At 38.2% G+C, this 12,772-nt stretch carries 9 protein-coding genes; 5 read left to right on the forward strand and 4 right to left on the reverse strand.

Annotation, left to right across the window (positions count from 1 at the left end; all coding sequences use genetic code 11):
- Nucleotides 1–81: 81 nt before the first annotated feature.
- Nucleotides 82–1,257, reverse strand: coding sequence for a glutamate 5-kinase (proB, locus tag H4J50_RS11570; RefSeq protein ID WP_108456776.1), 1,176 nt, complete (start codon nucleotides 1,255–1,257; stop codon nucleotides 82–84).
- A gap of 389 nt (nucleotides 1,258–1,646) precedes the next feature.
- Between proB and H4J50_RS11575 the strand changes: the two genes are divergently transcribed.
- From H4J50_RS11575 to H4J50_RS11585, 3 genes are all read left to right on the forward strand, one after another.
- A complete protein-coding gene (locus H4J50_RS11575) occupies nucleotides 1,647–2,426 on the forward strand; it encodes a pyrroline-5-carboxylate reductase (RefSeq protein ID WP_182256546.1) in 780 nt (259 codons plus the stop codon).
- 244 nt (nucleotides 2,427–2,670) lie between these two features.
- On the forward strand, nucleotides 2,671–3,939 hold the full coding sequence (locus H4J50_RS11580) for a glutamate-5-semialdehyde dehydrogenase (RefSeq protein WP_182256548.1): 1,269 nt from the start codon (nucleotides 2,671–2,673) through the stop codon (nucleotides 3,937–3,939).
- Nucleotides 3,940–4,285: 346 nt separating this feature from the next.
- Nucleotides 4,286–5,623 carry a sodium-dependent transporter gene (locus H4J50_RS11585; protein ID WP_108456778.1) on the forward strand — a complete coding sequence of 446 codons (1,338 nt, stop codon included), beginning with the start codon at nucleotides 4,286–4,288 and terminating at the stop codon, nucleotides 5,621–5,623.
- 265 nt (nucleotides 5,624–5,888) lie between these two features.
- On the opposite strand, the gene H4J50_RS11590 is transcribed toward H4J50_RS11585, so the two are convergent.
- From H4J50_RS11590 to H4J50_RS11600, 3 genes are all read right to left on the reverse strand, one after another.
- Entirely contained in the window at nucleotides 5,889–7,079 is a 1,191-nt protein-coding gene (locus tag H4J50_RS11590; protein WP_259366233.1) for a GGDEF domain-containing protein, read from the reverse strand.
- A 123-nt stretch (nucleotides 7,080–7,202) separates the two neighbouring features.
- Entirely contained in the window at nucleotides 7,203–8,651 is a 1,449-nt protein-coding gene (locus H4J50_RS11595) for a DNA recombination protein RmuC (protein WP_182256550.1), read from the reverse strand.
- Nucleotides 8,652–8,845: 194 nt separating this feature from the next.
- Entirely contained in the window at nucleotides 8,846–10,372 is a 1,527-nt protein-coding gene (locus tag H4J50_RS11600) for a fumarate hydratase (RefSeq protein ID WP_182256552.1), read from the reverse strand.
- A gap of 174 nt (nucleotides 10,373–10,546) precedes the next feature.
- On the opposite strand from H4J50_RS11600, the gene pabB reads away from it, so the two are divergent.
- On the forward strand, nucleotides 10,547–12,040 hold the full coding sequence (gene pabB, locus H4J50_RS11605; RefSeq protein WP_182256553.1) for an aminodeoxychorismate synthase component I: 1,494 nt from the start codon (nucleotides 10,547–10,549) through the stop codon (nucleotides 12,038–12,040).
- Nucleotides 12,041–12,123: 83 nt separating this feature from the next.
- Nucleotides 12,124–12,702 carry a CoA pyrophosphatase gene (locus H4J50_RS11610; RefSeq protein WP_182256556.1) on the forward strand — a complete coding sequence of 193 codons (579 nt, stop codon included), beginning with the start codon at nucleotides 12,124–12,126 and terminating at the stop codon, nucleotides 12,700–12,702.
- Nucleotides 12,703–12,772: the final 70 nt, after the last annotated feature.

Below are 12,772 nucleotides of genomic sequence, written 5' to 3' on the forward strand. Positions count from 1 at the left end.
CCGCTGTTGAATAAGGAAATATAACAATCCTTATTTAACAGCGGCCCTAATTGATTTAGCTTACGTCAACGTGATTAGTTATTAACTTTGAACAGGTTCATCCCAAGAAAGGTGATGATCACCTAAAACAACTAAATTTTCACTATTGATCAAACGTTGCGATGCGGTATAACCGAGTATGCTTTTAACAGTTTCATCTGGACGGCTAGAAATAATGGCTGTTTCATCCGACGAAAAGTTACACAATCCACGGGCGACTTCTTCGCCTTTTTCATCATAAATGTGCAATACATCAGCGCGTTCAAAGTTGCCATGAATAGAGACAACATCGTGACATGAAAACCCTTCATCACCACCAAATAATGCGTCTGCTACTTCCTGCTTAATAACTAAACTACCCGCCATTTGAAGACGGTCAGTCAACCAAATGTTCCAGGCAGAAGATGGCGATGAATGAGCAATACATTTAGTATGTTTACGCTCACCGTTTAGCACGCCTGTTACAGGTCTTTCCATGGTTCCTCTAGAAATAATGGTAGTACAACCTGCATTCTGAGCCATGTTGGCCGCTTGCAGTTTTGTTAGCATACCACCTGTTCCTAAAGAACTTGTACCACTTGCAGCTTCCATATAACTACTAACATCTTCGATAGACTCAACGAAAATAGCACCTTCTTCTGAAGGGTCGCGGTCATAAACGCCATCGATACACGTTAGAATAAATAAATGCTCTGCACCGATCATCTGCGCGACTTTAGCGGCAAGTCTATCGTTGTCGCCAACACGAATTTCTTCGGTGGTAACGGTATCGTTTTCATTAACAATTGGCATAACGCCTTGTTTGATTAAACGATGAACCGTATTTTTAATATTGAGGAATCGACGTCTGTTTTCCAGATCATCGAGGGTAACCAGAACTTGAGCAATATCAAAACCATACTCCAATGCTATTTGCTTGTAAGCATGCATTAAAATAGGTTGTCCACAAGCAGCAGCGGCTTGTTTGTCTTGAACACTAGCGTTTTCAATTGCGCAGCCGATCGTGTTAAGACCTAGGGCTACCGAGCCAGAAGACGTGAGTACTACTTCGTAGCCTTGGTCTCGTAGCGTAGATATATCGCTTAGTAAGCCATGCATAAAAGCAAAGCTCGGGGTTAAATTTTTAACATTTGCTAAAAGGCTCGAGCCGACTTTAATGACTATGCGAGGTTTGTTTCGAGGTGTTTTTTCTGATTTTGGTTGCTCTAATGTGGGCAAAATGACTCCGTACTTTGATTAATTAAAATAAATAACTGCGCTAGCGATAACAATACTATGTTGAAGGAGCTACAATTATTTTCTGGAAATTTTCTCTAAATCTCATGTCGAATAATAACTAAGTTATTTACAATAAGTTCAATTTAACCGCTAAAATTCAGAACAAAAACAAGCAAAAAACTTGCAGAAGTCTTGAAAAATAAATGTTATTAATTGACAGCAATCGACAAATGAGTGAAGAGATCATATACTAATTACCCTTTTTTTTCAATTGAACTTAAAACCATCGCTTTAAAATTTGGATTTTTAAGGTTTCAATAAAGTTTACCTTTAGCCGCTGCAAATGATTTGCACGGTATAAAAAGTACACTATAAACAATAGGAGATTTATGTCTTTACTTATGATTGGTTGTGGAAAAATGGGCGGTTCATTACTGACTCGCTGGGCAACCTCTACAGATCACAAAATCACTATCATTAATCCTTCATTAGTCAAAGCACCTAGTGGTGTTAAAGTTACACAAACCATTGAAGAGCTTGCTGGGCAACGTTTCGATATCATTGTTATTGCAATTAAACCGCAACTTATCGCACAAGTACTGCCGGCTTACCGACCCTATTTTTCAAATAATGCTTGTGTTATTTCTATTGCCGCTGGTTACTCAGTTGCCTCTATAGAACAACTGATTGGTGAACACGCTATAATTCGCATGATGCCAAATTTACCAGCACAAATTGGCCACGGCGTCAGCGCACTTTATGCCAATTCAAGCTGCAGTAAAACCCAGATAGAAACAGCGAAACTTTTGGCTGATGCGATTGGATATACGCATTTAGCTAATAGCGAAGACGAATTAGACCGAGTAACAGCCGTTGCAGGAAGCGGGCCTGGTTATGCTTTCGAGCTAGCACGTTGTTGGATAGAGTCTGCAATGAACTTAGGCTTTTCACCTCAAGCAGCAAAAGCATTAGTCCTTAACACTTTAGGTGGTTCCATTGAACTAGCAATGAGCAGTGATAAAAATGTAACAAGTTTGCGAGACTCGGTAATCAGTAAAAATGGTACAACCGAAGCAGGTTTACAAGCACTCATGAAAGACTCTACGTTAAATACACTAATGGAATCGACAGTTGTAGCGGCATACGAACGCGCAGTTGCCTTACGTTAGCGATTGATAAATATCACGTTTGTATGGTCACGTGTTTAAAAAACCAACCATTATTATAATATTCTAAATAGTATGCCAATAAGCCATACTGTTAATTTATGTAGACTGGACTTTTACTATTGTTTTTAATATTTTTTTAGTATAAATATTATTCATCAAACAACAAAAGTTAACCTAATTCAAACAGATTGAATTTGACCAAACAGTTTACAAATAATCGAAAAAAGAAACAGGAAAATCATTTATGTCAAACAGCAAAAATACCGATATTGAAACGATGGTCATAAACCTTGGTAAGCAAGCAAAGTTAGCGGCAAAAGTGCTTGCAAGTGCAACCACGGAACAAAAAAACCAAGCGTTAACCGTTGCAGCAGATGCCCTTCGCCAAAATACACCGGCATTGTTAGAAGCGAATGCACTAGATGTTTTAAGTGTATTGCAAGCAGGTAAAGCCGAGTCTTTTGTTGATCGATTAAAGCTCACACCTGAAAGAATTGAAGCAATGGCTGTTGCTTTAGAAGATATCGCAAAATTACCAGATCCAGTTGGCCGCTCTTTAGCTGAATTTGACCGTCCTAATGGCCTTAAAATTACCCGTGTATCAACCCCGATTGGTGTTATTGGCATGATTTACGAGTCACGTCCTAATGTTGGCGCCGACGCAGGTGCTTTATGTTTGAAGTCAGGTAATAGTGTTATTTTACGCGGTGGCTCTGAAAGCCTTAACTCTACCCGTATAATTGTAGATTGTATGGCGACAGGCCTGCGAGCTGCTAATTTACCAGCAACATGTATACAACTGGTTGATACCGATGATCGCTCTGCCGTTGCTGCATTATTGCGCTGTGCAGAATATGTAGATTTAGTTATTCCTCGCGGTGGTCGCGGACTCGTTGAGCTCGTTCGAAATGAAGCTCAAGTACCAACACTGTTACATTTAGATGGCAACAACCACATATATATCGATAAAGATGCTGATTTAGCCAAAGCACTGAGTGTCGTTAACAATGCTAAACTGCGCAGAACAGGTGTCTGTGGTGCGACTGAAAGTCTGGTTGTAGACCAAGCAATAGCTGCTGAGTTTTTACCCCAACTTGTTAACACCTTAAAAGATTGTGAAATTAGAGGTGATAAAGCGGCACAAGCTTGTGATGAACGAATTATCGCAGCTAATGACGCTGACTGGGACACTGAATATCTAGATGCTATTTTATCGGTAAAAGTGGTATCAGGCTTAGAAGAAGCGCTTAATTTTATTGACGATCATTCTTCAAAACATACCGATGCCATTATTACTGAAAACGCAGATACAGCCGAAGTATTTATGCGCGCTGTTGATTCAGCGGTAGTCATGCATAATGCATCAACCCAGTTTGCCGATGGTGGAGAGTTTGGAATGGGCGCTGAAATAGGTATAGCTACAGGTAAAATACATGCACGTGGCCCAGTAGGTTTAGAGCAATTAACAATATTTAAATATCGTGTAGCAGGCCAAGGACAAATTCGCCCTTAACCTATTACTGATATTATGATTGAAATAAAGATATAAAACGGAAACGGACGTTGGTGATAACTCACTGCGTTTTCCGTTAATTTTAATCAACACTTAGCCAGTTTAAATGCTCAGTGTAATATTTAAAACAAGTCATAAATATACGGGTTAATCATTACTTCAACCAAGTTAATGATTAACCCGTATTCATTTCTAATTCCACTTTTCCCTGAAAAACCCATCAATTCCTAAATGATTTACATAATATATAAGATCAAAGACAACTAATCGTTAAAAACCCTTTGCTAACGAGTGTGAACTAGGTAAGCTCAAACCAAAGCATTAACCACAATAATAATTATCATTTATGAGTAATATTAGAGATTCATTTCATTCGCGAATAGGTTTCGTTCTAGCCGCGGCAGGCTCAGCAATTGGATTAGGTAACATTTGGGGTTTTCCAACCCAAGCAGCAAATAATGGCGGTGGTGCATTTTTGTTTGTTTACCTTATTGTCACCATATTGTTAGCATTTCCTGCATTGTATGCTGAAGTATATATTGGTAACCAAGCACAAAAAAATCCTGTTTCTGCATTGGAAGATGCCTGTAAAAATACCGTTCCTAATCTTGGTAAATATGCTGGTTTGATTGGTTTGTGCGGTGCAATCATGATGCTTAGCTTCTATACTATTGTTGCTGGTTGGATGCTCTCGCATGCAATATCACCTATGGCAGAATTACTGGGTTATCATGAAACGTCACAATGGTTAGCTACCTCAAGTACCCTGCGCAATTTAATGTTTACACCAATATTTATTTTACTTGGTGCTGCCATTATTCATCAAGGCGTTAACGCCGGCATCGAGAAATGGTCAGCACGATTAATGCCTGTTTTATTAATAATGTTGGTGTCGTTAATCATTTATATATTGCAACAACCCGGTGCAGAAAAAGGCTTAAGAACCTATTTAATTCCTGACTTTACTCAAGTAACAAACCCCAAATTAATTATATCGGCAATGGGACAAGCCTTCTTCTCGCTTTCTATCGGTGTAGGGGGCATGATGATTTACGGCTCTTACATGAAAAAAGATCGTGATATTGGCAAACTCGCTATTTCAATCACCGCGCTCGATACTTTTATTGCATTTATGGCCGGATTATTAATTATTCCGGCTCTTTATGTTGCAGAAGCTGCTGGACAACAAGTATTTCAAGGCGATAAGTTAATTGGCGAAGGTCAGCTAATATTCAATATATTACCCGAGCTTTTCAATTCAATGGGCAATATTGGCATGCTAGTGTCGATTAGTTTTTTCTCGTTATTATCAATTGCTGCACTTACCTCAACAATCTCCTCAACGGAAGTGCCTGTCGCTTATCTTGTTGAAGATAAAAAGTTTACACGCCACAAAGCGACTTGGTTAGTATCTGCTATTGTATTAGCCGCGAGCATGACATTAATTGCATTTTTCGATAGTCTTTTTGGCTTGGTTATTCGCTTGCTCACGACTATTTTACAACCACTTAGCTGTCTATTTTACTTTATTGTTGTCGGTTGGTTATGGAAGCGTGGCAATAAACTACGAGATGTATCTTTGCAAGAAGGTAGAAAATGGTTACCAATATGGGGAAATTATTTACGTTTTGTTTGCCCACTCTTGCTAACTATTGTTTTTATTAATGTGGCAATTTTAAACTAGCAACCGATTAATTAACTCAGTTAAAAGCTTATTAAAAACAATTAAGCTCCATAAATTGTTTTCTAGTTAACCACTTAAATGTCTGCATGTCTGCATGATAACGAATAAGCCCACGATAATGATATTATCCTGGGCTTTTTTATGACGAATACTACTCTATATAAAAAATATTTTGGCTACATTGCAGCATATTGAGTTATCAGAAGGAGTAACAATCAATGCTACTTCACAAATGAAACCTTAACGGTTTTAGTTATTTAAAAATTTATTCACTCACATTATTACGACCAGATTTTTTCGCTCGATAGAGTGCTTGATCTGCTAACTTCAACGTTTGCTCAAAAGTTAACTTTGATGTTCTTGCGGCAAGTCCTATCGATATAGTGACACTAACGGTTTTAACTTGGTTGCTTTTCTTATGAGATCGTGCCTCTTTAGTTTTACGCTGTTCTTGACGAATAACTATTTTATAATCTTCCACCGCTTGCCTAACAGCCTCTAAAGCAGGGAGAGATTGTTCAATATTCTTACCCGGAAACACAATAGTAAATTCTTCACCACCATAGCGAAAAACCTTCCCAGAGCCTTTTACTTGAGCCAACTTACTCGCCACCAACTTCAACACTTGATCGCCAATATCATGACCGTAGGTATCGTTAAACTTTTTAAAGTGATCTATGTCTAGCATGGCAAGCGTGTACTTTCGCCCTAACGACAAAGACAATTGATTAAGTGCTCGGCGCGACGGCAAAGTGGTTAATTCATCTCGATAAGCTAAGAAATATGAGTCAACCACTATGGCAAAAAGGTAATGCATTAACATTAAGGTTAATAACACACTCCAAGGTAATGTCACTAACTGATAATATTGCCCAAGCCAAATACAAAAGCTGGTTAACAATGCTGTCGTTACTAAGCTTTTTTCTTTTATAAAGCGCCAGAGTAATAAGAAAGAGAACAGCATTAAAGGTAACTCTACCGTGAGATACTTTAACCAAGGTTTAAAGTGCTCGATATGGGTTAATTTTATAATTAATATATCCGCGGTATCTAACCAAACGAAACTAATAAGGCCAACACATATAATAAGAATACAACGATAGAAACCATGAATTGACAACAACCCTCGGTCTTTAACAACACTTAACATCGACAGCACGCCTGCGCCAGAAAGCACTAACCATTGTCCATGAGAAAACACCCATGACTGCCAAGGTAGCGATTGCTCAAGCGTAATATAAAAGAGTAAAAGTGTGATAGCGGCTAACGCGAGTCGGCTGCGATTAAAATAGCTAGCGAGTAAAATACTAATGGCAAACACGCCATAAAGCACTTGTTCAATAAGGTTTATTTTCACAAACCAATAACGTTGAAATTCACTGACAAACATGAAAATAACAAAAAAGACAATGAAACTAATAATGCTGCTTCTAAAACCGCTGAAAAACTGAATCAAGCGAAACTCCAAAATACAAAGTCGACAAAGCTGACTTTTTTATGCTGCAAAACCAGCAACAAAATTTATAATAAAAAATGAGTTTTGGTTAATCGCAATAAAGGCCATTTCGATCTTAGGCTTTTAATCGGCGGATATTCCAACACTCTGTTCTTTTTCTTCTTGTTTTAATTCTACCTGCTCTATTTTTTCAAAACGACTACTAATTTTATCTGCCGAAGTATGAATTTGTTTTACGTCACTTGCGGCCTGATCTATGTGTTTTGCTAAATTAGCAAAACGGCCTTTAAAACGTGAAAAATCAGTAGAAAGATGAGACAAATGCGCTTGAATCACATGAATTTGTTTACGGGTGGCTTCATCTTTTAATACCGAACGTGCCGTGGTTAAAATAGCCATTAAAGTGGTTGGTGAAGCTAACCACACGCGCTTTTTGTTAGCATAGTCAACGAGATCGCTGTGGTGGGCATGTATCTCTGCGAAAATGGCTTCAGCAGGAATAAACATTACCGCACCATCAGCGGTTTCTTTTTCAATTAGGTATTTATCACTAATATCATTGATATGTTTTTTAATATCTAGCTTAAATTGTCGTTCTGCAGCTTTACGCTCAAATTCACCTAAGGTGTTGTCAGCCATTTTTTTATAACTTTCGAGAGGGAATTTAGAGTCTACAACAACATTACCTGTTGGCTTAGGTAGAAATAGAATACAGTCGGCAATTTTACCATTTGATAAGGTGTGCTGTAGCGCAAAATGTTGCTCAGGTAACACATTTCGAATTAAAGCATTTAGTTGTACTTCGCCAAAGGCACCACGCGAACGTTTGTCTGACAACACTTCCTGTAAACTCACCACATTGGAAGAAAGCTCGGTGATTTTTTTCTGTGCATCATCAATTAAAGCTAAACGTTGGAGAATATCGTTAAATGTTTTGGTGGTCTTTTCAAAGCCATCCGCTAAGCGCTTCTCTACCTGACCACTAATATCTTTTAATCGATTATCTGTTGATACGGTTAAATCATCAATTCGTTTCGCCATTTGTTCACTAGACAAATGCAGCGATTTAGCCATTTCTTCTCGACCTAGCTTAGATGTGGCGGTTAGTTGCGTCGTGAGCTGCTCTGTGGCATTACGTTGATTATTGCTAAACGTAACATGATGTTCATATAACGTTTTTTTAAGCTGTTCATTATGGCTGTACAATTGTTGTGCTTGTTTTTCGCCTTGCTCACCATGTTGACGTAATAACTTTAATTTAAAATCCGAAATTTGCTGCTCAAAGTAGGTTTTTAGTTCACTTTGCTGAGTAGCTAATTGCTGATGATTAAAGTTTAATTGTTGCTGCAATTGCTGTTGATTACTGGCATTAACTTCGTAGCTTAAGTTTACTTTTTCTATCAGTTGTTGCAAAAGTTGCTGCTGAGCTTCAAATGAATTGTGGTTAGTTTTTATTTTTTTAAACAAAAACAACACAATAATGACTACGCTTAACAGTAACACTAGCGCAACTAAAATTAAGGTAGGGAAGTTTTCTAAGGCTAACCAGGGAGAATTAACTATTGAATTCATTACATTGCCAAACACTGTAAGTATGAACAGTTATTAAAGCATACTTTATTGATAAGGTTAATAGTTATTTACTTTACGCCGTGTAGGCACTGAAATAGTTTAGCTAACTTTATTTCAGTTATTGTTATAAATAAGCGATATAAAAAAACGCCCATAATGAGCGTTTTATCTATACTAAATAGCTAAATTAAAAGTTACTTAGCTTTTAACTTGCTATCAAGCTCTTCAATTTTTGCTTGCCAAATTGCTGGGCCTGTTACATGTGCTGACTCACCTAAGCTATCAACAGCAACCGTTACCGGCATATCTTCAACAACAAATTCATAAATGGCTTCCATTCCCATGTCTTCAAAAGCGACAACTCTTGCTTTCTTTATCGCTTTAGAAACCAAATAAGCAGCTCCACCAACGGCCATCAAATAAACCGATTTGTGGTTTTTAATACATTCGACAGTTTCTGGGCCACGTTCAGCTTTACCTATGGTGCCAAGTAAGCCAGTTTCAGAAAGCATCATTTCTGTGAATTTATCCATACGTGTTGCTGTTGTAGGACCTGCTGGTCCTACGGCTTCATCACCGATGGCATCAACTGGGCCAACGTAATAAATAAATTTATCAGTAAAATCAACTGGTAGCTTTTCGCCAGCCGCTAACATTTCTTGAATACGTTTATGAGCAGCGTCACGGCCAGTTAAAATTGTACCGCTAAGCAATACTGTTTCACCGGTTTTCCATTCACCAATATCAGCTTTTGATAGTTCATCAACATTAACACGACGAACATTTTCGCCCACTTCCCAAGTAATTTCAGGCCAGTCTTCTAATTTAGGTGGTGTTAAGTCTGCAGGACCTGAGCCATCAAGGTGAAAATGTACATGGCGAGTTGCGGCACAGTTTGGGATCATAACAACAGGTTTTGATGCCGCATGCGTTGGCACTGACATAATTTTAATATCAACAACGGTTGTTAAACCGCCAAGACCTTGAGCACCGATACCTAGTTTATTTACGCGGTCATAAATTTCTAAACGCAATTCTTCTTCTGCATTTTCAGGACCACGGTCGATAAGCTCTTGAATATTTACCGGTTCCATCAAGCTTTCTTTAGCTAAAACACCGGCTTTTTCGGCCGTACCACCAATACCTATACCTAACATACCCGGTGGACACCAACCCGCGCCCATTGTAGGTAAGGTTTTAACAACCCAGTCTGCAATAGAGTCACTTGGGTTTAACATCGCCATTTTAGCTTTATTTTCGCTACCGCCGCCTTTAGCCGCTATCATTACATCGATTTGGTCACCTGGTACCATTTCAATATGAACAACGGCAGGAGTATTATCTTTAGTGTTAATTCGTTTGCCAGCAGGGTCAGAAACAATTGATGCACGTAGTGGATTATCAGGATTAAGATAAGCTCGACGAGTACCTTCATCGACCATTTGTTGCACTGTCATGTCGGTGTTATCCCACTGTACAGCCATCCCTACTTTTACAAAGCAGGTAACAATGCCGGTATCTTGACATATAGGTCGTTTACCATGAGCTGACATACGAGAGTTAATTAAAATTTGCGCAATGGCATCTTTAGCTGCCTGACTTTCTTCTTTATGATAAGCCTTTTCAAGCGCTTGAATAAAGTCTAACGGATGGTAATAAGAAATATATTGCAATGCATCTGCAACACTTTCGATTAAATCTTGTTGTTTAATAATAGCCATAACGGTCTCTTTTTGTTAATTGGGCGAGAGAAGAGTTGAAAGTTATAAATTTGCCGATATCATACCTTGCTTGTTAAATAGCTACCAGTATCAAATAGTCTAATAAATTACATCATATAACCCTGAAGTGATTTAAACATGGTCATTAAGCCAATGGTAATGGCATTAGGTATAATGACTAAACATAAATTGTGTGAGAATACTTTGCCAACTAATTCAGTAAAACAACTATCAAGTTCATTAACAGCTAAATTATTTACCCATGAATTAGCGTTTTGTAGCCAATCTCTGTTTTCTGCAATTGCCGAACAACCTTGGGCAATGTGGTTAGATTCGTGTGAAAGTCAGCACATTGATAGCCGTTATGACATTTTAGTTTGGCAACCTACGATAACATTGACCACCAATGGCAAAATCACCACCGTCAAAAACATTCAAGACAATAGCCAATATAACAGTGAAGAAGACCCACTATTACTATTAAAGCGTGAACAACAAGTCAGTTTTGAAAATATAATTTTAACACCCCAAGAACTGCCATTTAAAGGCGGGGCTCTTGGTTATTTCGCATACGATCTAGGCAAACGTTTCGAAGTAATACAACAACAAAATAATAAAGATATTGATATACCTGAAATGGCGGTAGGTATTTATCATCAAGCCTTAATTTTTGACCGAAAATTACAGCAAGTTTGGATGTTATGTCTCGATAATAAAAGAGCCGAAATCACCCAGTTTTTTAACTTAGCAATAAAACAAACACACCAACAAAGTACTCAGGACAACGCTGCCTCTTTAGTAAATAAAAATATAAAGCAAAATAATTTCAAGCTTACAACGCCTTGGCAATCAAATATGAGTCAAGAGCAGTATCACGATAAATTTCAGCAAGTTCAAAACTATTTACTTTCTGGTGATTGTTATCAAATCAATTTAGCACAGCGTTTCACAGCCCAATACACCGGCAATGAGTTTCAAGCATATTGCGCCCTTCGACACGAAAACAAAGCGCCCTTTTCCGCATTTTTACGTTTTGATAGCAATGCGGTTTTAAGTATTTCACCTGAGCGTTTCTTGCAATTAGTTGATAAAAAAGTACAAAGTAAACCGATTAAAGGTACACGTCCTCGCAGTGATAATGCCACGTTAGATCAAGCTAATGCTGATGAACTGAAGCAAGCAAGTAAGGACAAAGCAGAAAACCTGATGATTGTTGATTTATTGCGTAACGACATAAGCCGAGTTTGTGTGCCTGGCACAGTAAAAGTACCAGCGTTATTTGCTATTGAAAGCTTCCCTGCAGTACATCATTTAGTGAGTACAGTAGAAGGAGAAATAAATCCGATATACGATAGCAGTGACTTACTTCGTGCTGCGTTTCCAGGCGGCTCTATTACAGGTGCACCCAAAATTAGAGCAATGGATATCATTGAAGAATTAGAACCCCACCAACGCAGCGTTTATTGTGGCTCTATTGGATACTTGTCTGCTTGCGGTAATATGGATACGAGTATTACCATTCGTACCTTGGTTTGTCACAAACAACAAATACACTGCTGGGCCGGTGGTGGTGTAGTGATCGATTCAAACGTTGACAGCGAGTATCAAGAAACTTACGATAAAGTGAATAAAATTTTACCGGTATTAAGTAAACTCAACCTTTCTTGAATTGGTGACTCGGTTGTTTTGCACGAAAACCTCCCGTACCAATACCTTTTATAACGCAGCATGACTAAAGTGATTAAATTTGTATGACTAAAGAAGAATTTATTCAACGCTTTCAAATGCAGGTTTTACCTATATCAGTACATAAATTTCGCTATCAGCAACAATTAAAAAGTGCCGCGGTCTTGATCCCCATTTTAAGTAATAATAACCAGCTAGAAGTTGTGTTAACTAAACGGGCAAGCCACTTAACTCACCACCCGGGACAAATTAGTTTTCCGGGCGGAAAAGTTGAAAAATTTGATGCAAACTTTACAGCCACTGCATTGCGAGAAACACAAGAAGAAATAGGTCTACATGCTTCATGTATTGAAGTTATCGGCCAACTTAAGCCTTACCAAACCATTTCTGGTTATGAAATAACCCCCATTGTCGCTATGGTATCTAATCACAAGCGCTATCAAATTGACGAAAATGAAGTATCTGAAGTATTTCACGTACCTTTATCCCACTTCTTGCAACGCCAACACCATATTCAGCTGCCTGTTTATCATCATGGCGAACATCACAAAGTACACTTTATGCCCTATAATCAATATAATATTTGGGGTGCTACGGCTGCTATGCTGCATGATTTGAGTACGCTACTAGATAATAACAATTAACATTAGTATTGTTTTCATTCGTGTCGTTTCTTTTACAGTTTAATAAAAAATCTTAGCTATAATACACTAC

This window comes from Colwellia sp. 6M3 (genome assembly GCF_014077595.1).
GTDB lineage: Bacteria > Pseudomonadota > Gammaproteobacteria > Enterobacterales > Alteromonadaceae > Cognaticolwellia.